This window comes from Kitasatospora sp. RG8, assembly GCF_017813315.1.
Classification (GTDB): Bacteria; Actinomycetota; Actinomycetes; order Streptomycetales; family Streptomycetaceae; genus Kitasatospora.
Genome location: NZ_JAGIYX010000036.1, coordinates 1 through 24,493, shown reverse-complemented (window position 1 = coordinate 24,493; position 24,493 = coordinate 1). Strand labels below are relative to the sequence as shown.

Annotated in this window: 27 protein-coding genes and 1 other RNA gene; 15 read left to right on the top strand and 13 right to left on the bottom strand. The window is 75.4% G+C overall.

Going from position 1 to position 24,493, the window contains the following annotated elements:
• The first annotated feature begins 31 nt into the window (after window positions 1-31).
• A complete protein-coding gene (locus J5Y04_RS35365) occupies window positions 32-847 on the top strand; it encodes a site-2 protease family protein (RefSeq protein WP_209416630.1) in 816 nt (271 codons plus the stop codon).
• A gap of 19 nt (window positions 848-866) precedes the next feature.
• Here the strand turns inward: J5Y04_RS35365 and J5Y04_RS35360 are convergent, their stop codons facing one another.
• Window positions 867-1,064, bottom strand: coding sequence for a hypothetical protein (locus J5Y04_RS35360; protein ID WP_148645392.1), 198 nt, complete (start codon window positions 1,062-1,064; stop codon window positions 867-869).
• A 129-nt stretch (window positions 1,065-1,193) separates the two neighbouring features.
• Window positions 1,194-1,886: an NADPH-dependent F420 reductase gene (npdG, locus tag J5Y04_RS35355; protein ID WP_209416629.1), complete on the bottom strand. Its 693-nt coding sequence runs from the start codon at window positions 1,884-1,886 to the stop codon at window positions 1,194-1,196.
• Window positions 1,887-1,933: 47 nt separating this feature from the next.
• On the opposite strand from npdG, the gene J5Y04_RS35350 reads away from it, so the two are divergent.
• The 3 genes from J5Y04_RS35350 to J5Y04_RS35340 all read left to right on the top strand — a co-directional run bounded on the left by J5Y04_RS35350 (window position 1,934) and on the right by J5Y04_RS35340 (window position 4,767).
• Entirely contained in the window at window positions 1,934-2,533 is a 600-nt protein-coding gene (locus tag J5Y04_RS35350) for a hypothetical protein (RefSeq protein WP_209416628.1), read from the top strand.
• Window positions 2,534-2,644: 111 nt separating this feature from the next.
• The gene (locus tag J5Y04_RS35345) at window positions 2,645-4,027 is read left to right on the top strand and encodes an MFS transporter (RefSeq protein WP_374106177.1); all 1,383 of its coding nucleotides are present in this window, start codon (window positions 2,645-2,647) and stop codon (window positions 4,025-4,027) included.
• Window positions 4,028-4,092: 65 nt separating this feature from the next.
• On the top strand, window positions 4,093-4,767 hold the full coding sequence (locus tag J5Y04_RS35340; RefSeq protein WP_241002805.1) for a GNAT family N-acetyltransferase: 675 nt from the start codon (window positions 4,093-4,095) through the stop codon (window positions 4,765-4,767).
• Window positions 4,768-4,770: 3 nt separating this feature from the next.
• On the opposite strand, the gene J5Y04_RS35335 is transcribed toward J5Y04_RS35340, so the two are convergent.
• Entirely contained in the window at window positions 4,771-5,001 is a 231-nt protein-coding gene (locus J5Y04_RS35335; protein ID WP_148645388.1) for a hypothetical protein, read from the bottom strand.
• A gap of 105 nt (window positions 5,002-5,106) precedes the next feature.
• On the opposite strand from J5Y04_RS35335, the gene map reads away from it, so the two are divergent.
• Entirely contained in the window at window positions 5,107-5,952 is an 846-nt protein-coding gene (gene map, locus J5Y04_RS35330) for a type I methionyl aminopeptidase (RefSeq protein ID WP_209416626.1), read from the top strand.
• 22 nt (window positions 5,953-5,974) lie between these two features.
• On the opposite strand, the gene J5Y04_RS35325 is transcribed toward map, so the two are convergent.
• A complete protein-coding gene (locus J5Y04_RS35325; protein WP_209416625.1) occupies window positions 5,975-6,676 on the bottom strand; it encodes a bifunctional DNA primase/polymerase in 702 nt (233 codons plus the stop codon).
• A 477-nt stretch (window positions 6,677-7,153) separates the two neighbouring features.
• On the opposite strand from J5Y04_RS35325, the gene J5Y04_RS35320 reads away from it, so the two are divergent.
• Both J5Y04_RS35320 and J5Y04_RS35315 read left to right on the top strand, forming a co-directional pair.
• Window positions 7,154-7,384 (top strand): hypothetical protein, encoded by a 231-nt coding sequence (locus J5Y04_RS35320; protein ID WP_209416624.1) that lies wholly within the window; start codon window positions 7,154-7,156, stop codon window positions 7,382-7,384.
• 59 nt (window positions 7,385-7,443) lie between these two features.
• On the top strand, window positions 7,444-7,644 hold the full coding sequence (locus J5Y04_RS35315; RefSeq protein WP_209416677.1) for a hypothetical protein: 201 nt from the start codon (window positions 7,444-7,446) through the stop codon (window positions 7,642-7,644).
• 37 nt (window positions 7,645-7,681) lie between these two features.
• On the opposite strand, the gene J5Y04_RS35310 is transcribed toward J5Y04_RS35315, so the two are convergent.
• Complete coding sequence (locus tag J5Y04_RS35310; RefSeq protein WP_209416669.1) at window positions 7,682-8,350, bottom strand: PadR family transcriptional regulator; 669 nt, start codon at window positions 8,348-8,350, stop codon at window positions 7,682-7,684.
• Window positions 8,351-8,522: 172 nt separating this feature from the next.
• Between J5Y04_RS35310 and J5Y04_RS35305 the strand changes: the two genes are divergently transcribed.
• Together J5Y04_RS35305 and J5Y04_RS35300 are read left to right on the top strand one after the other, a co-directional pair.
• Complete coding sequence (locus J5Y04_RS35305) at window positions 8,523-8,921, top strand: ACT domain-containing protein (RefSeq protein ID WP_209416623.1); 399 nt, start codon at window positions 8,523-8,525, stop codon at window positions 8,919-8,921.
• Window positions 8,922-9,131: 210 nt separating this feature from the next.
• Entirely contained in the window at window positions 9,132-9,389 is a 258-nt protein-coding gene (locus tag J5Y04_RS35300; protein ID WP_209416622.1) for a Prokaryotic metallothionein, read from the top strand.
• An 88-nt stretch (window positions 9,390-9,477) separates the two neighbouring features.
• On the opposite strand, the gene rnpB is transcribed toward J5Y04_RS35300, so the two are convergent.
• From rnpB to J5Y04_RS35275, 5 genes are all read right to left on the bottom strand, one after another.
• Window positions 9,478-9,876, bottom strand: an RNA gene (gene rnpB / locus J5Y04_RS35295) — RNase P RNA component class A.
• A 13-nt stretch (window positions 9,877-9,889) separates the two neighbouring features.
• The gene (locus tag J5Y04_RS35290; protein WP_245206116.1) at window positions 9,890-11,332 is read right to left on the bottom strand and encodes an MFS transporter; all 1,443 of its coding nucleotides are present in this window, start codon (window positions 11,330-11,332) and stop codon (window positions 9,890-9,892) included.
• A 108-nt stretch (window positions 11,333-11,440) separates the two neighbouring features.
• Entirely contained in the window at window positions 11,441-12,910 is a 1,470-nt protein-coding gene (locus tag J5Y04_RS35285; protein ID WP_209416620.1) for an RNB domain-containing ribonuclease, read from the bottom strand.
• An 84-nt stretch (window positions 12,911-12,994) separates the two neighbouring features.
• Entirely contained in the window at window positions 12,995-13,390 is a 396-nt protein-coding gene (locus J5Y04_RS35280; protein WP_307853462.1) for a type II toxin-antitoxin system death-on-curing family toxin, read from the bottom strand.
• Complete coding sequence (locus J5Y04_RS35275; RefSeq protein ID WP_209416619.1) at window positions 13,387-13,749, bottom strand: hypothetical protein; 363 nt, start codon at window positions 13,747-13,749, stop codon at window positions 13,387-13,389. The genes J5Y04_RS35280 and J5Y04_RS35275 overlap by 4 nt, the downstream gene beginning before the upstream one ends.
• A 133-nt stretch (window positions 13,750-13,882) precedes the next feature.
• On the opposite strand from J5Y04_RS35275, the gene J5Y04_RS35270 reads away from it, so the two are divergent.
• Together J5Y04_RS35270 and yaaA are read left to right on the top strand one after the other, a co-directional pair.
• On the top strand, window positions 13,883-14,377 hold the full coding sequence (locus J5Y04_RS35270; protein WP_209416618.1) for a DUF3995 domain-containing protein: 495 nt from the start codon (window positions 13,883-13,885) through the stop codon (window positions 14,375-14,377).
• Window positions 14,378-14,475: 98 nt separating this feature from the next.
• Window positions 14,476-15,261, top strand: a complete 786-nt coding sequence (yaaA, locus tag J5Y04_RS35265) for a peroxide stress protein YaaA (RefSeq protein ID WP_209416617.1) — start codon at window positions 14,476-14,478, stop codon at window positions 15,259-15,261.
• A gap of 69 nt (window positions 15,262-15,330) precedes the next feature.
• Here the strand turns inward: yaaA and J5Y04_RS35260 are convergent, their stop codons facing one another.
• The 3 genes from J5Y04_RS35260 to J5Y04_RS35250 are packed head-to-tail and all read right to left on the bottom strand — an operon-like array spanning window position 15,331 to window position 18,096.
• A complete protein-coding gene (locus tag J5Y04_RS35260; RefSeq protein ID WP_209416616.1) occupies window positions 15,331-16,488 on the bottom strand; it encodes a bifunctional RNase H/acid phosphatase in 1,158 nt (385 codons plus the stop codon).
• A gap of 4 nt (window positions 16,489-16,492) precedes the next feature.
• Complete coding sequence (locus J5Y04_RS35255) at window positions 16,493-17,236, bottom strand: zinc ribbon domain-containing protein (protein ID WP_209416615.1); 744 nt, start codon at window positions 17,234-17,236, stop codon at window positions 16,493-16,495.
• Window positions 17,237-17,259: 23 nt separating this feature from the next.
• Window positions 17,260-18,096, bottom strand: a complete 837-nt coding sequence (locus J5Y04_RS35250) for a Nif3-like dinuclear metal center hexameric protein (RefSeq protein ID WP_209416614.1) — start codon at window positions 18,094-18,096, stop codon at window positions 17,260-17,262.
• A gap of 622 nt (window positions 18,097-18,718) precedes the next feature.
• Here J5Y04_RS35250 and lanL point away from each other — a divergent pair.
• The 4 genes from lanL to J5Y04_RS35230 all read left to right on the top strand — a co-directional run bounded on the left by lanL (window position 18,719) and on the right by J5Y04_RS35230 (window position 24,443).
• On the top strand, window positions 18,719-21,733 hold the full coding sequence (gene lanL / locus J5Y04_RS35245; protein WP_209416613.1) for a class IV lanthionine synthetase LanL: 3,015 nt from the start codon (window positions 18,719-18,721) through the stop codon (window positions 21,731-21,733).
• A complete protein-coding gene (locus tag J5Y04_RS35240; RefSeq protein ID WP_209416612.1) occupies window positions 21,730-23,778 on the top strand; it encodes an alpha/beta fold hydrolase in 2,049 nt (682 codons plus the stop codon). The genes lanL and J5Y04_RS35240 overlap by 4 nt, the downstream gene beginning before the upstream one ends.
• A gap of 165 nt (window positions 23,779-23,943) precedes the next feature.
• Window positions 23,944-24,087: a VenA family class IV lanthipeptide gene (locus J5Y04_RS35235; protein WP_153882823.1), complete on the top strand. Its 144-nt coding sequence runs from the start codon at window positions 23,944-23,946 to the stop codon at window positions 24,085-24,087.
• 125 nt (window positions 24,088-24,212) lie between these two features.
• Window positions 24,213-24,443 (top strand): hypothetical protein, encoded by a 231-nt coding sequence (locus J5Y04_RS35230; protein ID WP_209416611.1) that lies wholly within the window; start codon window positions 24,213-24,215, stop codon window positions 24,441-24,443.
• Window positions 24,444-24,493 lie beyond the last annotated feature (50 nt).

The window sequence follows — 24,493 nt, the reverse complement described above, 5'->3', positions numbered from 1 at the left end:
CCGCACCCCAGACACCCGGAGCACCCACACCATGACCTTCGCCGCAACGCAGCGCTCGCGCAGCGAGGACCGCCGGATCAGCCCGGTGTTCTGGGTGCTGCTCGCGATACTGGCCACGTCCGGCTGGGCGGTGTACTCCGGGTACGGCAACGCCTCGTTCGGGGTGTTCCTGTTCGTGGTCGCGGGCTGGATGGTCTCGCTCTGCCTGCACGAGTACGCGCACGCCCGCACCGCGCTGCACGGCGGCGACCTCACCGTCGGCGCCAAGGGCTACCTGACGCTCAACCCGCTCAAGTACACCAACGTCCTGCTCAGCTTCGTGCTGCCGATCGTGTTCGTGATCCTCGGCGGCATCGGCCTGCCCGGCGGCTCGGTCTGGATCGAGCGCCACCGGATCAGCGGTCGGCTCAAGCACAGCCTGATCTCGGCGGCCGGCCCGCTGGTGAACCTGGTCTGCGCGGCCCTGCTGCTGATCCCGATCGGCGCGGGGTGGCTGGACGACCCGTCCGTGCACGCGCAGTGGAACGGCTACGAGCTGAGCGTCTCGCCGTTCTCCGGCGCGCTCGGGTTCCTCGGGCTGCTCCAGCTGAGCGCGGCCCTGCTGAACCTGCTGCCGGTGCCCGGCCTGGACGGCTACGGGATCATCGAGCCCTGGCTGTCGTACAAGACCCGGCGCGCGGTCGAGCCGTTCGCCCCGTACGGGATGCTGGCGGTCTTCGCGCTGCTCTGGCAGCCCGAGGTGAACCGGTTCTTCTTCGACGCGGTGTACGGGCTGATGGGCCTGTTCGGCGCGGACGCCGACTACGCGACGCTCGGCCGGTACCTGTTCTCCTTCTGGAAGAACTAGGAACGGAAGGACGGGGGGCCTAGGCGGCGCTCTGGGCCCGCTCGGCCCTGGCCTTCGCCAGCTTCTCGCGGCGCAGGTCCATCCAGAGGACGTTGCTGGCGATGCCCGCCATCGGGATCCAGATCAGCCCCACCCACCAGCCCTGCACCACGGAGACCACGGCGGCGGCCAGCGCGAGGACGACGACGATCGAGGCGAAGAGGGACGTGCGGGGCATGGCGGGGGCTCCTAGCGCGGGCTGACGGTCGGCACCCATTGTCGCCGACCTCACCCCGGGAGCCGGTCCAGGGGGGCGCCCGGCGCCCGGCGCGTCCGCACCGGCCGCCGGGCGCACGGCCCGGACGTCTCAGACGTCGGTGATCCGCAGGCCCGCGTGGGCCTTGTAGCGGCGGTTGACCGAGATCAGGTTGGCGACCAGCGACTCCACCTGGTGGGCGTTGCGCAGCCGGCCGGCGAAGATGCCGCGCATCCCCGGGATCCGGCCGGCCAGCGCCTGCACCACGTCGGTGGCGGCGCGCTCGTCGCCGAGCACCATCACGTCGGTGTCGATCCGCTCGACGGCCTCGTCCTGGAGCAGCACCGCCGAGAGGTGGTGGAAGGCCGCGGTGACCCGGGAGTCCGGCAGCAGGGCGGCGGCCTGCTGGGCGGCGCTGCCCTCCTCCGGCACCAGCGCGTACGCGCCCTGCTTGTCGAAGCCGAGCGGGTTGACGCAGTCCACCACGATCTTGCCGGCCAGCTCCTCGCGCAGGGCGGAGAGGGTGGCGGCGTGGCCGTCCCACGGGACGGCGACGATCACGATGTCGCTCTCCCGCGCGGTGGCCGCGTTGTCGGCGCCGCGCACGCCGAGGCCGATCGCGGCCGCCGAGGCCTCGGCGCGGGAGGCGTCGCGCGAACCGATGATCACCTGCTGGCCGGCCTTGGCCAGCCGCAGGGCGAGCCCCCGCCCCTGGTCGCCGGTGCCGCCGAGGACACCGACCACCAGCTGCGAGACGTCCGGCAGCTCGTGGGCCGGGTTTGTCGCTGAATCGAGGGAAGTCATGGGCCGATCCTGCCAAACGCCCGGCCCGCCGCGACATTCTGTGCCCCATGGACGTGGTGAGAGTTTCGGCACTCCGGGAGCGGCTGGCCGGTTCGGGCTGGCTGGAGGCGGTCGGCGGCTTCGCCGGCTCGCTGCGGCACGCCGTCGGCCGGCGGGGTGCGGACGGGCTGCTGCTGGTCGGCACCGAGGCGTACGAGCCCTGGCACCTGGCCGCCCACCTGGCGGACGAGGCGGCCTGGTCGGACGTCCCCCGGCTGGCCCCGACCCTGCTGCGGCACCGGGTGCCCGCCGAGGCCCCGGCACACCTGGCGCACGGCCTGCGGCGGCTGGCCGAGGCCGGGCGCAGGGCCACCGTGTTGGTGGTGGCCCCGGCGGCGGCCGGCGAGGGCCTGCTGGAGCGGGTGCAGGACGCCCGGCGCGGCGGGGCGACGGTGCTCGCCCTGGACGGCGCCGCCGGCCGGACGGACCTGGCGGGCCTGGCGCACGAGCGGCTGGTCGTCGGGACCGCCGAGGAGGAGCCGTTCGACCTCGCCCAGCACCTGGTCAGCGTGGCCGCCGGGGAACCGCCGGCCCGCCGCTCGGCACTCGGCCGGCTGGCCGGGCTGGCCGGCCGGCTCACCGCGGGGCCGACGGTCAGCCGCTGGTAGGGCGGCACCCCGGGCGGCTCGGGCGGCGCCGCCGAGCCGCGCTGCCGGGCTGCCGGGCTGCGCCGAAAACCGGTTGCGGGGGCGTGAACGGCCCGCCGAGGATGGTGCTTCGTGAACGACGCCGAACCACCCCCGAGCGGCCGGCTGCAGACGCTGCTGCGCTCGCTGCGCCCCGACCTGACGCCCTGGCGCTCCTCGCGGGACTTCCGGCTCCTCTGGCTCTCGGGCTGTGTCACCAGCCTCGGCAGCTTTCTGACGTACGTCGCCGTGCCGCTGCAGATCAAGGAGCTCACCGGCTCCTCCGTCGCGGTCGGCCTGGTCGGCGCCTTCGAGCTGGTGCCGCTCGTCGTCTTCGGCCTCTGGGGCGGCGCCCTCGCCGACGCGCTGGACCGCCGCAGGCTGGTGCTGTTCTCGGAGGCCGCACTCGGACTGCTCAGCGGCGTCCTGCTGCTCAACGCGCTGCTGCCGACGCCGGTGCTCTGGCCGGTCTACCTGGTGGCCGCGCTGGTCGCCGCCGCCGACGGCCTGCAACGCCCGGCGCTGGACTCGCTCACCCCGCGGATCGTCCCGCACGACCAGCTGACCGCCGCGTTCGCACTCAACTCCCTCTACCGCAACGCCGGTTCGGTGGCCGGACCGGCTCTGGCCGGGGTCGTCGTGGCGTTCGCCGGGGTACAGACCGCGTACGCGCTGGACGTGCTCACCTTCGCCGCCTCGCTGGTGCTGCTCGCCCGGATCCGCGCCGTGCCGCCGCCCACCGGCGCCGACAAGCCGTCCGTCCAAGCCGTCCTGACCGGTGTGCGGTACGCCTCGAGCCGCAAGGACCTGCTGGGGACGTACGCCGTCGACCTGGTCGCGATGCTGTTCGCCTTCCCGGTGGCGGTCTTCCCCTTCCTCGCCTCGGAGCTGGACGCCGACTGGGCGCTCGGCCTGATGTACTCCGCCTCGGCGGTCGGCGCCCTGGCGGTCTCGGTGACCAGCGGCTGGGCCTCCCGGGTCCACCGGCTGGGCCGGATGCTGGTGGCCGCCGCCCTCGGCTGGGGCGCGGCGATGGCCCTGGCCGGCCTCACCGCCTCCGTCTGGGCCGTCCTGCTCTGTCTGGCACTGGCCGGCGGCGCCGACCAGATCAGCGGCATCGCCCGCTCCACGATGTGGAACCAGTCCATCCCGGACGAGGTCCGCGGGCGGATGGCCGGCGTGGAGCTGCTCAGCTACTCGCTCGGCCCGCAGCTCGGCCAGGTCCGGGCCGGCGGGATGGCCGGGCTGGTCGGCGTCCGGGCCTCGGTGTGGGTCGGCGGCGTCGCCTGCGTGGCCGGCGTGCTGGCCCTGGTCGCCGCACTGCCCGCCCTGCTCGCCTACGACGACCGCACCGACCCGCACGCGGCCGCCGTCCGCGCCGAGCACGAGCGCGCCGCGGCGGACCGGGCGGAGGCGGATCGGGCCGCGGTGGAGGCCGCGAAGACGGAGGCCGCGGCACCCGCCACCCAAAAGTAAGTGACAGAGTGGCCATGGGCCTATTACTCTTCCCTCGTTCAGATCGTCCGGGCGAAGGGGTGGCCGTGCTGGAGACCACGACGGAGAACGTCGTCCGCAGCTGGGTCGACGGGTGGATCGTGTCGCGGCTGGCCGCGCCGCCCGTCGTCGAACCGTGGGGGTACACCATCGACGTCGGCGTCGGCGGCCACGTCACCCGGCACGTCTTCGACGCCACCGGTGACGCCGTGCGCGAGGCCGACGTCCGCAAGGTCGCCGGCGCCGTCCGCGCCGAGGGCACCTGGCTCAAGGTCTTCGCGGACCCGGCGGTCGTCTCCCCCTGGCTCGGGCCCGACTGGTGGATCGACGACGAACCCGGCTACCTGATGACCGTCCCGCTGGCCCCCTCCCCCGCGCACCGGCTGACCGCGCCTGACGGCTACCGCCTGCGCACCTGGACCCGCGGCGGCGTGGTCCGCGCCATGGTCACCGACGCCTCCGGCGCACTGGCGGCCCGCGGCCAGACCGTCCCCCTCGGCCCGACCGCCGTCGTCGACCAGATCGAGACCGACCCCGGGCACCGCCGCAGGGGCCTCGGCAGTCTGGTCATGCGCGCGCTCGCCACCGCGGCGGCCGAGCAGGGCGCCCAGACCGGCGTCCTCGCCGGGACCCCGGACGGCCACGCGCTGTACACCGCGCTCGGCTGGCGGGTGCTCGCCCCGCTCACCAGCGCGAAGTACCTGGGCCCCCGCGGTCGCTGACGGCTACTCGGCCTGATCGTCCGCCGGCCGGTCGCCCCAGCGGGGGTCGTTCTTCCACTCGCGGTTGCGCTCGTCGGCGAGTTGGAGCGCGTGGGCGGCCTCCTCGCGGGTGGCGTACGGGCCGAGGCGGTCCTTGGCGGGGCACTCGGGGCCCTCCTCCACCTTGGCGTGCTTGATGCAGTAGAACCACTCACCGGGCTTGCCGGTCGGCTTGCGGTGGAATCCCAGGGGCATGGCGGTCACTCCCGTTCGGCGTGGCAGGTCGTACCGATCATTCCCCGGCCGGGGGCGCCCCGCACGCCCCGGGCCGGGGCAGGACCGGCGGATAGACTCGCGGCCATGGCTCTCGTACCCGGCATCCAGTCCCCCACCCGCAAGGTCCCGGCGCACATCGCGCGCCCCGAGTACGTCGGACGGCCCGCGCCGGCGCCGTACACCGGGCCCGAGGTGCAGACCGCCGAGACGATCGAGAAGATGCGGATCGCGAGCCGGATCGCCGCACAGGCGATGGCGGAGGCCGCGAAGCTGATCGCGCCCGGCGTCACCACGGACGCCCTGGACGTCGTCGCCCACGAGTACATGTGCGACCACGGCGCCTACCCGTCCGACCTCGGCTACCGGGGCTTCCCGAAGTCGATCTGCACCTCGGTCAACGAGGTGATCTGCCACGGCATCCCGGACTCGACCGTGCTGCAGGACGGCGACATCGTCAACATCGACGCCACCGCCTACATCCACGGGGTGCACGGCGACCTCAACGCCACCTACCTCTGCGGCGACGTGGACGAGGAGTCGCGGCTGCTGGTCGAACGGACCCGCGAGTCGCTCAACCGGGCCATCAAGGCGGTCAAGCCCGGCCGCCAGGTCAACGTCATCGGCCGGGTCATCGAGTCCTACGCGAAGCGCTTCGGCTACGGCGTGGTGCGGGACTTCACCGGGCACGGCATCAACACGTCGTTCCACTCCGGCCTGATCATCCCGCACTACGACAGCGAGCGGGCCACCGAGGTGATCAAGCCCGGGATGACCTTCACCATCGAGCCGATGCTGACCCTGGGCACCTACGACTACGAGATCTGGGCCGACGGCTGGACGGTCGTGACCAAGGACCGCAAGCGCACCGCCCAGTTCGAGCACACCCTCGTCGTCACGGCCGACGGCGCGGAGATCCTCACCCTGCCGTAGCCCGGCGGGACGGACGGCGCGGTCAGCCGATCAGCCACTGCTCCTCGGCGACCGCGCCCACCTCGGTGCAGGCGTCGGTCAGCACGTCCAGGACGCGCAGCGGGTCCGGCAGGGGCTGCTCGGGCCCGCGCAGCCAGCGCACCTCGGAGCCGTCCGGCAGCGCGGCCGGCGGCAGCAGGGTGTACGAGCCCCGGCAGTGCCAGCGCAGTCCGGGGTGCTCGGACATGGTGTCCGGGGTGGAGTCGAGGGCGCTCGGCCACCACTCGTCCTCGTCCACCGGGGTGCCCCGGGTGGCGGTGAAGAACAGGTAGCGGTCCTCGCCGACGGCGGCCACCGGACCCTCCACGCCCAGCGCGGTGAGCCGCTCAAGGGCCAGCCGGCCGGCCTCGGCGGGCACGTCCAGCACGTCGTGGGCGCGGCCGGTGGCGGTGATGAAGTTGGCCTGGGGGTCGCGGGAGAGCCAGCGGCCGACCTGCTCGGGGTCGGTGGTCGCCTGGGTCTGCCACGCGAAGGACACCGGGTGCTGGGCCGGGGCCGGACACGCGACCCGGTCACAGGAACACCGGTACCCGGCCGGGTGCGCGGCGGGCGCGAGCGGGAAACCGGCGCGCACGGCGCCGAGCAGCTGATCCAGTCTGGCGGCGGGACTGTCCGCGTCGGCCGACCGGGCCCGCTGACGATCACGCTTCTGCCACCAGGTCGTCCACCTGCTGCCGGATTCCATCGGGCCCCTCTCCGCGCACTGCCGTGCCTGGTGTGACACAGCACTCGACGTCCTACTCCGACGCAACGCACAGCACCCCCCGCCTGCTTCCCGGGATGGTGCTCGGCCCTGCCGTCCGCGCCCAGCCGGCCGGAGCCGGGGTTGCCGGACGGCCGACGCCCGGGTCACGGTACGGAGTCACGGCAGCACGGACGCTGCGGCTCGGTGGCCCGGCAGGCACACCGACGTGCGCCTTGCCCGGCCCGTACGGGGCCCGCTGACCCGGGTGAACCCCGAGGGCGTAACAGGAAGGATAAGGGTGCGCGGGGCCCTCGGATGACCGGGGGCGGTGCCTCTCCGGTCACACTCCCGGCACCTGCGCGTCACAACCCCTCCTCCGGACCGCCCCGGACCGCCGTTCACCCCCCGGACATCGGGAGGCCACCCAACGGCCACCTGCGGCGACGGGAGGACCCGGCGGGGTGAGACCCTGGTGAGGTGAAGAGCGCGGAGACCGAATTCGTCGGCGGCCCCCTGGACGGCCGGATCCTGCCGATCCCGCTGGGGCCCATGTACGGCGTGCCCAAGACCTACAAGGTGCCGGTCCCCGCGCACGGTGAGACCCCCGCGCGCACACTGGTGTACGTCCGGTCCAAGCAGCAGCGGGGTGTCAGCTGGTACTGGCGCTACGAGTACGACGAGGCGGCCAGCGCCCGCGCCTCCGGGTGACGGCCGCTCCCCGGGGTGACGACAGCGCGTCCCGGGGGCCCGATCCAGGGAGAACGGCCATGGCGAGGACGGCACGGCACCACCCGCGGACGAGGTCCCGGACGGCGATGCACCACAACCGGCAGGTGGCCGCGGTCACCGCGGGGCTGCTGGTGATGGTCAGCGCCTACAGCGCGGCGATCGGCCCGAACCCCTGGCTCTGGCTCGGCTGGACGGTGCTGCTGCTCGCGTGCGTGGCACTGTTCGCCATCCGCTCCTGAGCAGCGGCACCGTCCGCCGACAGCCCCCCGCCGACCGCTACGCATCCTCGGCGAGGATCAGGTACAGCTTCTTGCGGGCCTCGTTGAGCACCGCCAGCCCCTTGGCTCGCTGCGCCTCCGTGCCCGTCGTCATGACCTGCCGGATCGCGTGGTCGACCGCGCCGAGCGCCTGGCCGACCTCCTGGACGGCCTCCCAGTCGACCTCACGGCCGGCCTCCGCCCACGGCTCGGCGGCCCCCGCCTCGGCCTCCGCCCGGCCGGCCTCGGTGAGCGAGACCAGCCGCTTGCCGCCGACCTCCTCCGCGGTGATCAGGCCCTCCTCCTCCAGCAGCTGGAGGTTCGGGTAGATCGAGCCGGGGCTCGGCCGCCAGGCCCCGCCCGTCCGCTCGGCGATCTCCGCGATCATCTCGTAGCCGTGCATCGGCCGCTCCTTGAGCAGCGCCAGCAGCGACGCGCGCACGTCCCCGCGCCGCGCCCGCCCGCCGCGACGGCCGCGCGGACCGCCGTGCCCGCGGCCCCCGTGCCCGCCGAAGCCGCCGAACGGCCCGCCCATCGGGCGACCGGGCCCGAACGGCGGCGGCCCGAAGGGGCCGAACGCCCCCCGGCCCTCGAAGCCCTCCCCGGGCGTCCCCCCGAACTCCGGGCCCGGCCCGCGGCGCCGTCCGCCGCGCGGGCCCTCCTCACGAAATCGTCGTCCCGAGCGCATCGCGCCCACCTCCTGCATTCGTTCGTCCATCAGTCGTTCGGACAGTCGAGTAACTGTCTCGATAACTCGACGATATATCGGTGACTGTCGCTCGTCAACGGTTTCCGACACGGCCGACCGGTCGTCGGCCGGCACCCCGTGCGGCAGGGGCCCAGCCGCTACGGTGGCGGGCATGGCCGGTGAACGAGACCTTGCGACCCTCCTGCGCGGAATGCGCCCGCAGCTCAACCCGGGGCGGTACGTCTACTGCACGCTGCCCGCGAAGGTGCCCGCCGGGATGCGGCCGGTGGTCACGGTCGCCGAGCCCGAGGGGGTGACGGTGGTGGTGGCGCAGGAGGAGGCGGACGCACTCGGCCTGCGCTACGAGTACGTGGCGGCCTGGATCACGCTGAAGATCCACTCGGCGCTGGAAGCCGTCGGCCTGACCGCCGCCGTGGCGGGCCGGCTGGCCGAGGAGGGGATCAGCTGCAACGTGGTGGCCGGCTTCCACCACGACCACCTGTTCGTCGGGGCCGAGGAGGCCGACCGGGCGGTCCGGGCACTGGAGGAGCTGTCGTCCCGGTCCGCCTGAGGCTCCGGTCCACCTGAGGCTCCGGTCCAGGTGAGCCGCCGGTGCGTCCGGGCCCCGATGCTTCCGCACCCCCGTGCTTCCGGGCCCCCGTGCTTCCGGGCCTCCCGGGCGGGTGCGGCCGAGTGGCCGGTGCCGGGGGCCGCTCCGACACTGGGAAGGGCTGAGCGCCAGACCGGCCGTTCAGCCCCCACCGGAAGGGAGACGGCCACCATGGCCATCTGCGTCACCTGCGGCAACGACTACTGGCTCGCCTTCGAGATCAAGACCATCACCGGCGACGTGTACACCTTCGACAGCTTCGAGTGCGCGATGGAGAAGCTCGCGCCGCGCTGCGAACAGTGCCAGGTCCGGATCGTGGGCCACGGCGTGGAGGTGGCGGGCCGGTTCTTCTGCTGCGCCAACTGCGCCCGCGTCAACGGCGGCCTCGGCGAACAGATCCGCGACGCGGTCGGCGCCCACCCGTCCTGAGCCGCGGGCGGTGCCCCGTCCGAGGACGGACGGCGAAAGGCCCGCCGGACCGCTGAGCGGTCCGACGGGCCTTCACCACGCCTGAGGACGGAAGAGTCGGCCTGTACGCCGGGTTCTGTCTCCCGGGGTGCTTGCGCGGCCCGGGGAGGCGGCCATCCATCTAGGGCTGCCGTTGCCGACAGCCTCGTGCGGTCTACCCGCGGACTCGGGCGAGCAGCCCTCGGTCATCCGCGCACGGCGCCCGAGGGCACCGATCTTGACCTTGCTCCAGGTGGGGTTTACCTAGCCGGCCGGGTCACCCCGGTCGCTGGTGGTCTCTTACACCACCGTTTCACCCTTACCCGCTGCCGAAGCTGCGGGCGGTCTGTTTTCTGTGGCACTGTCCCGCGGGTCACCCCGGGTGGGCGTTACCCACCACCCTGCTCTGTGGAGCCCGGACGTTCCTCGGCGGGCCCTGAGGACCCGTCGCGACCGCCCGGCCGACTCTTCCGCCGTAGTGGTCATGGTAGCCGCTCGGGCGGGGCCTCCCGTACGGCGGGCCTGACGACGGGTGCCTCGCCGCCGAGGCGGGCGGCCACCCGGGTGGCGGTGCCGGTGGCCCAGGCGGTCGTGGTGACCAGGCCGAGGACGAGGATGGCGACGCCGAGGCCGGTCACGATCCACCAGCCGGCGTGACTGGCCGGGGCGAAGCCGGTGACGAGCGGGCCGACCACCGCCGAGGTGACCACGGTGCCGATCACCGCGACGCCGAGCGACTGCCCGACCTGACGGCTGGTCGAGGCGACCGCCGCCGCCACGCCGGCCTGGGCCCGCGGCATGCCCGAGACGGCGGTGTTGGTGATCGGCGCGTTCACCATGCCGAAGCCGAAGCCGAACAGCCCGTACGCGGCCAGCAGCAGGGCCGCCGGGGAGTCCGCGGCCAGCCGGGTGAGCAGCAGGCCGCTGGCGGCGAGGCCGAGCCCGGCCGCGACCAGCGGGCCGCGCGGGCCCCGGCTGCCGACGATCCGGCCGGAGACCGGCGCGCAGACCAGCATCATCCCGGCCATCGGCAGCGTCCACAGGCCCGCCTCGACCGGGCTGTAGTGGCGGACGTCCTGGAGGTAGAGCGTGTTGAGGAAGAGGAAGCCGCCGAGCGCCGCGAAGGCGCAGACCGCCGTCACGGTGGCACCGGTGAACGGGGCGCTGCGGAAGAACCGCGGGTCGACCAGCGGCTCGGCGACCCTCCGCTCCCAGAGCGGGAAGGCCGTCAGCGCGGCGAGCGCGGTCGCGGCGAGGGCCAGGATCAGCGGGGACGTCCAGCCGTGTTCGGGGCCCTCGATGATCGCGGCGGTGCCGCAGCCGAGCAGTGCCACCATCAGCAGCTGGCCCACCGGGTCCAGCCGGCGGGCCCGCGGCGCGCGGGACTCGGGGACGTACCGGGCGGTCAGCACGCAGGCGAGCAGTCCGACGGGGACGTTGATCAGGAAGATCGAGGGCCAGCCGGCGCCGTCCACCAGGAAGCCGCCGAGCAGCGGGCCCAGCGCCATCGAGATGCCGACCACGCCGCCCCAGACGCCGATCGCCCGGGCCCGTTCCCTCGGATCGGTGAAGGTGTTGGTGATGATCGACATCGCCACCGGGTTGAGCATCGAGCCACCGACCGCCTGCAGCGCGCGGAACGCCACCAGCCACTCCAGGCTGGGCGCCAGGCTGCAGAGCAGCGAGCCGAGCACGAAGAGCAGCAGGCCGGTCTGGAACACCCGACGGCGGCCGAAGCGGTCGGCCACCGAGCCGAACAGCATCAGCAGCGAGGCCAGCACCAGGGTGTAGGCGTCGATGATCCACTGCAGTCCGGAGGCGGGGGCGTCGAGGTCCTTCTGGATCGCCGGGAGGGCGATGTTCACCACCGTGTTGTCGAGCCCGACGATGAACAGGCTCAGGCAGCAGATCGCCAGGACCAGCAGCCGGCGGCGCCGGCCGGGCGGGGCGGACGGCGCGGCGGGGTGCTCGCCCGGGGGCGTCCTGCGGGGGTTCGGTTCGGCCACGGGACGATCCTCCCACCGGGGGCGGGGTCAGCGGGCGGTGAAGCGGACCGTCCGGGTGGCCGGGTCGGCGACCGTCAGCCGCGCGAGGACCTCCCCGCCGAGCGGCAGGCCGCGGCCGGCTCCCGACGCGTCGTCGGGGCGTTCGCAGCGGGCCCGGACGGCCGGCTCGCGCAGCTGGACGGTGCCGCGGGCGGGCCGCTGCTCGTCCACGTCGATCACCAGCGCCGGGAAGTCCTCCCCCTCCCGGCCCGCCAGCAGCTCGGCCTCCACCAGGTCCACGCAGGCCCGCTCGACCTCGGCCGAGCGGCGGTCCCCGCCCGCCATCAGGGACGGCACGGCGGGCAGCGCCTCCCGGGCCCAGTCGGGCACCGACTCGCCGGCGGCGACGGCCGCGCAGACCTCCTGGGCGAAGCGGTCGCCCAGCCGGCGCAGCGGCGCGGTGCAGTGCGCGTACGGTGCGGCCAGCGCGGCGTGCGCCGGATCCGCCGGGACGGGCAGGCCCTGCGCCGTGTCGAAGGCGTGGTAGCCGGCGCCGCGCAGCAGGCCGGTGCACTCGTTGAGGAACGCAGCGTTCAGCGGGACGTCCGGGTCCAGCGAGCGGACCAGCTCCGGGTACGGCAGGCCGTCGGGCCAGTCGACGTCCAGCGCGCGGGCGGTGCGGCGCAGCCGCTGGTACGCCTCCGGCGTGGCGGCGGGCAGGGTGCGCAGCAGTCCGACGCCGGCGTCCAGCATCAGCTCGGCCGCGGCCATGCCGGTGAGCAGCGAGATCTGGGCGTTCCAGCCGTCAGCGGGGGCGGGTGCGCGGTAGCCGAGGACGTAGCCGTGCAGGGTCTCCTCGATCTCCTGCTCGGGGACGGGCAGGCTGATCCCGCCGCGGGCCCGTTCCTGCTCCTCGCGCAGCCGGCCGACGGTGGCGAGGAGGGCGGGCTGCTCGTCGGCGCCACCCGCGTCGACGGCGCGCTGGACGGCGGCGTAGTCGAGCCGGCGGTGCGAGCGGACGAGGGCGCGTCGCAGGTCCGCGAGGACGACGGCGCCGTCCGCGTCCAGGTCGAGCTGCCAGAGCAGGGCGGGGCGGGTCTCGCCCGGCAGGAGGCTGGCCGCGTCCTCGGAGAGCCGGGCCGGGTGCAGCGGGACGCGGTGGTCCGGGAAGTAGAGGGTCTGGACGCGGCGCCGGGCCTCGGCGTCGATCAGCCCGCCGGGCCGGACGAAGGCCGCGACGTCGGCGATCGCGTAGTGCACCCGGTAGCCGCCGCCCGGGCGGTGGGCCAGGTGCATGGCCTGGTCGAGGTCCCGGGAGCCGGGCGGGTCGACGGTGAAGAGCGGCAGCCCGGTCGCGTCGTACTCCGGCAGCCGGGGCGTGCGGGCGGCCTCCTCCGCCTCCGCGAGGACCGGGTCGGGCCACTCGGTGTGGATCTCCAGGCGGGCGCGCAGCTCGGCCAGTTCAGCGTTGATCCGGGCGGAGTCGGCGGCCTTGACGCGCAGTTTTCGGCGTGGCATGGAGGCAGCGTAGGGCGAATCGGGTGATTCCGGACGGACCCGGCCACCGGGCGCGCCGGTGGCCGGGCCGTGCTCCGGGAGTGCTCAGCGGCCCAGGAGGGACCTGAGGTCCTTGGCCGCGAGGGCGACGGACTCGTCGTAGCCGCCGGTGGCCAGGCGGAGCATGAAGGCGACCGCGTCGTCCGGGTGCGGGTCGCGGTAGGGCTCGTCGTTGTAGTCGAGGAAGAGCAGCATCGCCTCGAAGGCGGTGCGCTTGTTCCGGTCGACCAGCGGGTGGTTGCGGGCGAGGCTCTGGCCGAGCGCGGCGGCCTTGGTCCAGAGGTCCGGGTAGGCGTCCCCGCCGAACAGGCTCGCCTGCGGGCGGCCCAGTGCGGAGAGCAGCGCGCCCAGGTCGCGGATGTTCTCCGGGCCGCCGGCGAGGTAGGTGACGTCCTCCAGGTCGAGGTACTCGACGTCGTTCGTTCCCCCCGCCGCGTTCACAGGTCCTTCAGCCTCTCCAGCGTCTCCGCGTTGGCCTCGCGGATCCGGCCCACCATGGCGGCGCGGCGCTCGGCACGGCCGGGCCCGGCGGCGGCCCGGGCGGGGTGCCGGGCGGGCTCGGCGAGGGCGTCGGGGAGCTCGGACTGGCGCACGTCGAAGGCCAGCTCGGCGCGGTCGTCCTCGTCCGGTGCCCCGGTGACCCGCACCCGGCCGGCCAGCACCGCCTGCGCGGCCGCCTCCAGTGCGAACTCCAGCGCCCGCCTGGTCTCGGCCGGAAGGCCGGCGGGCAGGCGGACGGGCAGGGACTCCTCCACGGCGTCGTCGTCGCCGGGGACCAGGTCCAGGGGTCGCAGGGTCATCGCGTCACTCTCCTCTTCACGTCGACGGTAGAGCGACCGGGCCCGCGGTGACCAGCGCTTTAACGGGGGCCCGGCGGGCGGGGCGGCACCGACGGGTACGGCGGTGGGACGGGACGCGTAAGGGGGTCGTAGCGTGGCGGGACAAGAACCGGTGTTCTGCGGAGGGGGTTCGGCGATGGGTGCGGTGAAGGTCGCGGGGGCGGCGGTGGCCGGGGTGCTGGCGGCGACGGGGGCGCTGCACGCGGTGTGGGCGGTGACGCCGTGGCCGTTGCGGACGCCGGAGGAGTTCGCGGACACGGTGGTCGGCACCGGTGACGGGGTGCCGCCGGCGGCCGCGTGCGTGGCGGTGGCCGGGCTGCTCGGTTCGGCGGCGTACCTGGTGGGCGCGGAGGCCGGCGTGCTGCCGAAGGCCGGGCCGGCGTGGGTGCGGCGGCAGGGGGTCCGGGCGGTCGCCGGGGTGATGCTGGCGCGGGGCGCGGGCGGGCTGGCGATGTTCGGCGGGGGCCTGGTGCCGCGCTCGGAGCGGTTCCGGCGACTGGACACCCGGTACTACTCGCCGCTCTGCCTGGCCCTCGGCACCGGGGCCGCCGTGGTCGCGGCGGCCGGCGGGGCCCGGCGCGGGGAGTAGGCCCCGGCCGTTCACCGGCCGGACCGGGTCTCCGGGGGCGGGGTGGTTTTGCGTAGGGTGGCGGGGATCGTCCGCCACAAACTGTTGAGGAGTCCGCTGTGCTGGTGCTGTTGCCGCCCTCGGAGGGCAAGGCCGCGTCCGGGGACGGGGTGCCGGTGGCGCTCGACGGGCTGTCGCTGCCCGGGCTGACGGCGGCGCGGGAGCAGGTCCTGGAGACGCTGGTCGGGCTCTGCCGGGGGGACGAGGACACGGCGGCCGGGGTGCTCGGACTGAGCCCCGGCCTGCGGGGCGAGATCGCGCGCAACGCCGCGCTGCCGACGGCGGGCGCGCTGCCGGCCGGCGAGGTGTACACCGGGGTGCTGTTCGACAACCTCGGGCTGGCCACGCTGGACGAGGCGGCGTACGACCGGGCCGCGCGTTCGCTGCTGGTCTTCTCGGGGCTCTGGGGTGCGGTGCGGATCGGCGACCGGATTCCGCCCTACCGCTGCTCGATGGGCGTGAAACTCCCCGGGCTGGGGGCGCTCGGCGCGTACTGGCGGGGCGCGACGGCGTCCGTGCTGCCGGAGGTGGCGGACGGGCTGGTCCTGGACCTGCGCAGCTCCGCGTACGCGGCGGCGTGGAAGCCGGCCGGCGAGGTGGTGTCCCGGACGGCGACCGTACGGGTGCTCCAGGAGCGGAACGGCAGGCGCACCGTGGTGAGCCACTTCAACAAGGCGACCAAGGGCCGACTGGTGCGCGACCTGCTGGTGGCGGGCGCCGAGCCGAAGACGCCCGGCGAGCTGGTGGACGCGCTGCTCGGGCTGGGCCACCGGGTGGAGGTCGCGGCCGAGGGCACCGCCCGCAAGCCGTGGCAGCTGGACGTGGTGGTCACCGAGATCCACTGACCGGCGGGGTTCCGGTGTGCGAACGGCGGCGGGCTCCGTGGGGAGCCCGCCGCCGTTGCGTCGGCAGGGTCAGCGCAGGTGCCCGGTGTCGTTGAGCAGCCGCACCGAGGCGTTGCCGTCCGCGTAGTACTGGACGGCACAGAGCGAGGCGGCGGACAGCTCCATCCTGTAGAGCGAGTCCGGCGGGGCGCCGAGGGCGAGCCGGACCAGCGTCTTGATCGGGCTGACGTGCGAGACGACCAGCACGGTCTTCCCCGGGTGGCGGGCGAGGATCTTGTCGCGGGCGACCCCGGCCCGGTGGGTGAGGGTGGTGAAGCTCTCGCCGCTGCCGGTCGGCTTGGCCCTGGGCGAGCCGAGCCAGGCGTTCAGGTCGTCCGGGTAGTGCTGCTGGACCTCGGCGAAGGTGAGGCCCTCCCAGGCGCCGAAGTCGACCTCGCGCAGCCCCTCCTCGTACCGGACCTCCAGGCCCAGGCGGGCGGCGACGATCTCCGCGGTCTCCCGGGTGCGGCGCATCGGCGAGCTGACCACGGCCTGGACGGAGCCGCGCGCGGCCAGCGCCTCGGCGGCCCGCTCGGCCTGCCAGCGGCCCTTCTCGGAGAGCTCCGGGTCGCTGCCGCCGCTGCCCGAGAAGCGCTTCTCCGGGGTGAGGTGGGTCTCGCCGTGGCGCAGCAGCACGAAGGTGGTCGGCGTCCCGAGGTCGGCGGCGGCCGCCCAGCCGGCCTTCGGCGCCGCCTTCTCCAGCGGCGGCTCGGCGGCCGGCTCCACGACGACGGGCGACGCGGCCTTCAGCGGCCTGGGCTCCCACTGGCGCCCGGCCTTGCCCGCGTCCATCGCCTCGTTGGCGAGCCGGTCGGCGTCCTTGTTCCGCTCGCGCGGGATCCAGGTGTACTTGACCTGGCCGCGCGGGAGGACGCCACGGGCCTCGGCGGCGAGCGGCTGCATGTCGGGGTGCTTGATCTTCCAGCGCCCGGACATCTGCTCGACCACCAGCTTGGAGTCCATCCGGACGTCCACCGAGGCGTCCGGGTCGATCTCCCGGGCCGCCTTCAGGCCGGCGATCAGGCCCTTGTACTCGGCCACGTTGTTGGTGGCGTGGCCGATGAACTCGGCGGCCTCGGCGATGATCTGACCGGTGTCACCGTCCCGGACCACCGCGCCGTAGCCGGCCGGCCCCGGGTTGCCCCGGGAGCCGCCGTCCGCCTCGACGATGAACCTGCGCCCCGCCACCGGCTCAGATGCCCGATTCCGCGGTGCGCACCAGGATGCGGCCGCAGTTGTCGCAGCGGACGACCGCGTCCTTGGGCTCGGCCTTGATGGCGTTCAGGTCGGAGACGGCGAACTCGACCCGGCAGCCCTCGCAGCGGCGCTGGAACAGGCGGGCCGCGCCGACGCCGCCCTGCTGGTCGCGCAGGCGGGTGTAGAGCTTCAGCAGGTCGGCCGGGATGACGACGGCGACGGTCTCGCGCTCGCGGCGGACCCGCTCGGCCTCGCCGTCGATCTCGGCGAAGGCGGCGTCGCGGCGGGCCTCGGCCTCCTTGAGCACGACCGAGGAGTGCTCCAGACGCGCGGTCAGCTCGGTGACCCGGGTCTGGGCCGACTCCAGCCGCTCCATGATCTCCAGCACGACCTCCTCGAGGTCGCCCTGGCGCTTGGCCAGCGAGCCGATCTCGTGCTGGAGGTTCTCCAGGTCCTTCGGCGAGGTGATCGCGCCGGAGTCCAGGCGCTGCTGGTTGCGGGCGGAGCGGGCGCGGACCTGCTCGACGTCCTGCTCGGCCTTGGTCAGCTCGCGGGCGGTGTCGCCCTGCTGAGCCTGGGCGGCGACGACCAGGTCCTTCAGCGCGGTGTGGTCGGCGGTGGCCTTCTCGATCTCGGCGTGCTCGGGCAGGCTGCGACGCCGGTGGGCCAGCTGGTCGAGCTTCGAGTCGATGGCCTGGAGGTCGAGCAGGCGGATCTGGTCGGCGGGCGCGGCGTTCAAGCGGAGAGCTCCTGTGAATCGGGTCAGGCGGTGAAGGACATGGGGGCGTGCGCGGTCCACGGGTCGGTGACCTTGTGGGAGACCTTGGTCTCCACGGCCCAGCCCCGCTTCTCGGCGGCGCCGTGCAGCGCCCGCTCGGCCAGGGCGAGCCAGGGCCACTCGGTGGCCCAGTGCGCCGCGTCGACCAGCGCGACCGGCGCCGCCTCGGCGGCCTCGGACGCCGGGTGGTGGCGCAGGTCGGCGGTGAGGTAGGCGTCGACGCCGGCCGCCCGCACCTCGGCGAACATGCTGTCGCCCGAACCGCCGCACACCGCGACGCGGCTGATCAGCCGGTTCGGGTCGCCGGAGACCCGGACGCCGGCGGCGGTGGCCGGCAAGCCCCTGGCGACCTGGGCGGCGAAGACGGAGAGCGTGAGCGGGGGCTCCAGCAGGCCGATCCGGCCTGCGCCGCGTCGGCCCAGCGGGTCGGTCGGGTCCGGCACCAGCGGACCGGTCACGCGGACGCCGACCGCCTCGGCCAGCGCGTCCGAGACGCCCGGGTCGGCGTGGTCGGCGTTGGTGTGCGCCACGTGCAGGGCGATGCCGCTCTGGATCAGCGTGTGCACGACCCGGCCCTTGAAGGTGGTCGCGGCGACACTGGTGGTGCCGCGCAGATAGAGGGGGTGGTGGGTGACCACCAGGTCGGCACCCCACTCGACGGCCTCGTCGACGACCGCCTGCACGGGGTCGACGGCGAAGAGCACGCGGCCGACCTCGGCCTGAGGGTCCCCGCAGACCAGGCCGACGGCGTCCCAGGACTCCGCCCACTGGGGCGGGTAGACCTCTTCGAGCGCGGCAATGACGTCGGACAGTTTCGGCACCTGTCGAGACTACCGTGCGCGCGGGGGCGCCCGGGCCGCCCGGCCCGCCGGGACCGGGCGGGCCGCAGGGCCGGCGGGGTGCCCTGCCCGGGGGCGGCGGGTGCCCGGCGCGGGGACGGGCAGGTGCCCGGCGCGGGGGACGGGGCGCACAGGTGCGCGTCAACCTGCGGTTCAGCGCGTTCGGACGGCGCCCGGGGCGCGGGCGACGACGGCGTACGGGCCGTTCGGGCGCCCCGTCCGCCGGGGTACGCGGGGCCCGCCGCTCACAGGGGGCGGCTCGCACGAATTCGAAACGGTGCCCAGATCACCCTTACGAGTGAAGTGACTCGCTACGCGTTGAGTCCGCCCCGAAACCGAAAGTAACTTCACTTCTGCGAACGGGAGTTGCCCCGACCGTACGGGTCGGGAAGGTGCTCCGCCGGAGCTCGGGCCCTGGTCAGGCGGGGTCCGCACCGGCCCCGGGATGGGTCCGGACCGGGCCCCGGCCGAGGTCCGCGGCGGACGCGACCGGGGCGGCACTCCCGTTACCTCCGAGAAACCGATCAGGCCGTGGCCGTGCGCCCGGGTGCCGGAGCAGTGGGCACCGGCGGGCGCCGGCCGAGACGAAGGGATGTGAGAGCGGATGGGGACGGGCACCTCGCTTCGCACGGCCGGGGGAAGGGGATCGGCGGGCGACGGGCCGGCTGCGGCCGGCTCGTGGCCGGAGGTCACACGGACGGCGCTGGCCGGCGCCGGGAGCCGGGGAGGCGGCGGCGACTGGGAGGTCACCGCCGAGGGCTTCTGGTGCACGGCCAGGCCGTCCGCGGGAGAACTGGCCGGGGAGGGCTGGAAGATCCACGTCAGCGCGGCGTCCGCCGTGGGGGGCGCGGTGCTCGCCGCCGTCGCCGAGGTGCTGGCCGACGACCCGTGCGCGTTCAAGTTCGCCGCCGGGCCGGAGCAGCTGCACGAGCTCAACTCGCGCAACAGCGACCGGGGTTCGGCAGGGAAGTTCGTCACCGTCTACCCGGAGGGCGAGGAGCAGTTCCGGCGGCTGGCCGCCGCCCTGCACCGGGCCACCGACGGCCTGCCCGGCCCGGTCGTGCTCTCCGACCGGCCGTACCGGCCCGGCAGCCGCGTCCACTACCGGTACGGCGCCTTCGCGGCCCGCGCCGAGCTGGGCAACGACGGCGGCTACCGGTCGATGCTGCGCGGGCCTGACGGCGAGCTGGTCGAGGACGTGCGCGGGGCGACGTACCGGTGCCCGCCGTGGGCGCGCGACCCGCTGGCGGAGGGGCGGGGGCCCGAGGGCCGGGGAGCCGGCGTCGACCGCCGCGGGCCCGGGGCGGCCAAGCCGGCCGCGGCCCGGCGCGGGGCCGGCGGAGTGCTGCTGGCCGGGCGGTACGTGATCACCGGCGCGATCCGGCACAGCGCCAAGGGCGGCGTCTTCCTCGGCCGGGACACCGACGCCGGCGCGGAGGTCGTGGTCAAGCAGGCCCGCGCACACATCGAGGTGGACCGCTCCGGCACCGACGCCCGGGCCGCGCTGCGGCACGAGGCCGCGCTGCTGACCCGGCTGGAGGGCCTGGGGCTGGCGCCGCGACCGGTCGAACTGATCGAGCAGGACGACTCGCTGTTCCTCGTGCAGGAACGAATCGCCGGGCAGCCGCTGGGGGGCTGGGTCGCGGCCCGGCTGCGCCGCGACGGCAGCCCCGACGTCGACTGGGCCGAGTCCGGACCGCTGGTGCACGCCCTGCTCGACCTGGTCGAGCGGGTGCACGAGCTGGGCCTGGTGCTCCGCGACCTCTCCCCCGGGAACGTCCTGGTGCAGCCCGACGGCACCCTGCGGCTGGTGGACCTGGAGCTGGCCGCCGAGGCGGGCCGCCGCGCCGGCTCGGCCGGCACCCCGGGCTACCGAGCCCCCGAGCAGGGGCCGGGGCGGCTCGCCCTGGTCGAGGACGCGCCGTCGGACGGCGGCCCGGCCGGGGGCGGCGCGGGCGGCGTCTGCACGGCCGAGCCGACCGCAGACCTCTACGCCCTCGGCGGCCTCTTCTTCCTACTCGCGACCGGCCACGACCCGTTGCTGCCCGAGGACCTGCCGTGCGCCCGCCCGGTCGCCGACCGCCTCGGCCGCTGGCTCGCGCTCGCCGCCCGCGGCGGTGACACGGCGCGGCGGCTCGCGCCCCTGGTCCTGGGGCTTCGCGCGGAGGCCCCGGAGCAGCGGTGGCGGCTTCACCGCGTACGGGAGGCCCTCGCGGGCGGGGCCACGGCGACGGCCGCCGGATCGGGCGGCGACGGCACGGACACGGCCGCAGGGCCGGACGACAGCCGCACGGACGCGGCCGGCGGGCCGCAGACGAGCTCCGTGGGAACCCGGCCCACGGGGAGCGGCGAGGCGATCGTCGACCGGGTGCTGCACGACGGCCTGCGGCACCTCGCCGCCACCGCCACCCCGCTGCGGCGCGACCGGCTCTGGCCCGCCGTCCCCGCCGGGCAGCGGTCCGACCCCTGCAACGTCCAGCACGGCGCCGCCGGGGTGCTGGCGCTGCTCGCCCGGGCGGCCGTGACCGGCGCACTGCCGGCCGGAGTGCGGGACGAGGCCCGCGAGACGGCGCGGACCGCGGTGAAGTGGATCGAGCGCCGGTGCGCCGCCGAGCCGGTCGTCCTGCCGGGGCTGCACTTCGGCCGCTCGGGAACCGCCTGGGCCCTGCTGGACGCCGCCGGATCGCTGGGCGACCACGCGCTCGCCGGACGCGCCGCCGCCCTGGCCCGCGGGATAGCCGTCAAGTGGCCCAACCCCGACGTCTGCCACGGCGCCGCCGGTGCCGGCCACCTCCAGCTGCGCTTCGCGGCCGAGGACCGGGGAACGGCCGCCGCCCGGGAGTTCCTCGCCCGGGCCACCGCCTGCGGGCACGGCCTGCTGGCCGCCGCACGGCCCTCGCCGTACGGCACGGTCTGGCCGGTACCGGAGGACTTCGACTCGGCGCTCGCCGGGATCACCCACCTCGGGTTCGCCCACGGGGTGGCGGGAGTCGGCGCGTTCCTGCTGGCCGCCGGCGAGGCCACCGGGGACCAGGCACTGCTCGCCGGCGCCGTCGAGGCCGGGCGTACGCTCGCGCGCACCGCGCGGCGGGAGAGCGCCGGCGGCACGCGGGAGTGCGCCTGGTGGCCGCAGGACGCCGGCGACCCCGAGCACGTCAGGCTCGCCCACTGGTGCAGCGGCGCCTCGGGCGCGGGAACCTTCCTGCTCCGGCTCTGGCAGGTCACCGGCGACGCCACCGCGCGTGAACTCGCCCTCGCCGCGGGACGGGCCGTACTGGCCGAACGCTGGCACTGCGGCGTCACCGCCTGCCACGGGCTGGCCGGGAACGGCGAATACCTGCTCGACCTGGCCGGGTTCACCGGCGACGCCGAATTCCGCGCGGGAGCCGAGGAGTTGGCACAGCTGATCACCGCCAGGTCCGCCCTGCGCAACGGGCTGCTGGTACTTCCCGACGAGACCGGCACCGGCTGTTCCGCCGCGTACGGCACCGGGACGGCGGGCCCGCTCGCCTTCCTGCTGCGGCTGCGCCACGGCGGCCCCCGGCTCTGGGTGGACCCGGTGCCTCCGGTCCGGTCCGGGGAACTGCCGCCCCCCGCAGGCGAAACGAGGGCGACATGACCGTGGCCACCAGGAGCGCGACGCACGCCCTGCGCCGCCTCAGCTTCTCCTTCGCCGCCGACGGCAGCCATGCCGCCTGCCTCGCGTCCGCCGCCGACGGCGGCTGGTACGCGGAGAGTTGGCACCTCCCGGCGTCCGGCCCGGCCGTACCGACCCCGCTCGCGCTGCCCGGCAACCGGTCCGAGAACCTGCGCTCGCAGCTGATCTCGCTGCCGGACGGCTCCGTCCTGGTCTGCCGGCACGACGGTGAGCGGCACGAACTGGTGGCGCTCGGCGCCGCCGGGCCGGGCGGTGAACCGGCCACCACCGAACGCCGGCTGGCCGCCTTCAGACGGCCCGGCCTGCGCCTGCTGCCGCTTCCGGCGTCCGCCGCGGGCTCACCCGCACCGGACGGCGCACCAGCAGCGGACGGCGCACGCGTCCCGGTCGCCGTGGCGCTGGGCACCGACACCCGGCCGGCCACCACCGTCTGGCTGGTGCACGCGGACGGGAGCGAGCCCCGCCAGGTCGCCGAGATCCCCGGGCTGCACGGCGGCGGCGTCTGGCTCGACCGGGCCGGCACCCTGCTGGCACTCGACCGGGTCGCCGCGGGCGTCGTCCGCACCGTCGTCCTGGACCTGCGCAGCGGCACCGTCACCCCGCTGCTGGAGATCGGCGAACGCAGCAACGACCGGCTGGTGCTGTTCGACCCGGACAGCCGCTTCGCGATGGTGCGCAGCGACGCGCCCGGCACCGACCGGCTCGGCTGGGGTCTGCTGGGCGGCGGCGGGCCCCTGCGGTTCCCGGAGTGCCTGCACGTGTCCGGCATGCTCCTGCGGCCGGTGGCGCTGCGGCCCGCACCGGAGGGGGTCCGGGTGGTGGTCCAGATCGACCACGGCGCTGGCTCGGCGCTGGCCCTGTGGCGGCCCGTCGCCGGACGGCTGGACCCGCTGCCGGTGCCGCCCGGGCGGCTCGGCGCGGCCGGCCACTGGTCGGAGGCGGGGCTGCGGATGCCGTACTCCTCCCCCGACCACCCGACGGCGCTGGCCACCCTGGACGTCGACGCGCTGCTGGCCCACGGCCCGGCCGTCGCCGGGCCCGGACCGGCGCCGCTGCCCCTGCAGCTGGCGCCGCTCGGCACCGGCCTGCCGGGTTCCGGCCTCCCCGGGCCGTGGCGGGACGTCGTCCTGCCACGGCAGCCCGGCGGAGCACGCACCGCCCCTGCCGCGCCCGCCGGTTGGCGGCTGGACGGCTCCACGCCGCCCGGCGACGGCGGCCGCTGGCACCCGGCCCAGAGCATCGAACTCGCCGGTCCGGCAGGCCCGCTGGAGGCCGTGGTGTACGGCGGCGACTCCTGGCTGAGCAGCCCGCACCTGGTGCTCGCCCTGCACGGCGGCCCGGCGGACGCCTGGCGGCTGGAGTTCGACCCCGCCCTGCAGCGGATGGCGGCCGAGGGGCTCGCCGTCGTCGCCCCCAACCAGCGCGGTTCCACCGGTTACGGGGTGGCGCACGCGATGGCCATCCGGGGCGCCTGGGGCGGCCCCGACCTCGACGACGTCCTGTACCTGCTGGACGGCCTCGCGGGCCAGCGCGCCGCGCTCGGCCTGGAGCCGCCCGCCCTGTTCGGCGTCAGCTACGGCGCGTTCCTGGCCCTGCTGGCCGCGGCGCACGCGCCCGCCGAGCAGGTCGCACGCTGCGCGGTGGTCGCGCCGTTCCTGTCCGGTGCCCGTCTGCTGTCCGAAGCCGCTTCCCCGGTGAGGGCGTTGACGACCCGGCTGGGCGGCGGCGAACCGATCGCGGACGCCCGCGGCCCCCGCGACGTGCTCCAGCTGGCGCACCGGCTCACCGCGCCGCTGCTGGTCGTGCACGGCGACCGGGACGAGGTCGTCCCGGTGAGCCAGTCGCGTGCACTGCGGCACGAACTGCTGCGGATCGGCCGCTCCGAGGGCACCGACTTCCGGTACGTGGAGGCCGCCGGCGCCGGGCACGAGGTGCTGGCGGAGGACGGCGGCGCCGTGCTGCACGAGCTGCTGGCCGCCTTCCTGCGGACCGGCCGCCCGGGGTGACCGGCCGGCCGGCCGGGCCCCACGCCCCGACCGGCCTCACAGACTCCCGGGCCCCGATGGCCCGGGTTGGTACCCGCGGCGGTGGATGGAGGCCACCGCGGGAGCACCACCGATCGCCCGCACCGCAGATCGCGGCGGGCGGAACACCAGGGGAGGACCCACATCATGGAGAACATGGTGGACTTCGAGACCGACCTCGCGGCCCTGCAGGAGCTGCCCGAGACCGAGTCCGTCGAGCTGACCGGCCACGGCGGCGGCTGCCAGTACACCTGTCTCATCCTGACGTGCCTGATCTTCACGATCAGCTAGTCGTACGGCGGTCGGCCACCCTCTGACGCGGTGGCCCACGGGCGCCGCTCCCGCCTGTCCGGACAGGCGGGAGCGGCGCCCGCCCTTTCCCCCTTCCTCCACCCGCCCCCGACGGGAGTCCGCCCATGCCCCGCCGCCCCACCGGCTGGACCCTCGCGCTGGCCGTCGCCCTGCCCGCCGAGGCCGCCACCACGCTCGCCCTGCCCCCGGCCCTCGCCGGGGCCGTCGACGCCGCGCTCGACCGGGACCCCGGGTACTCCGCGTCCGTCCTGCTCGCCCTCGTCGTCGGCACGGCCGCCGCCGCCGACGCGCTCGCCGCCGCGGCCGGTCCCGCCTGCGCTACTGGGAGGACATGAGCGAGGGCCAGGTCGCCGAAGTGCTCGGCTGCTCACCGGGCAACGTGAAG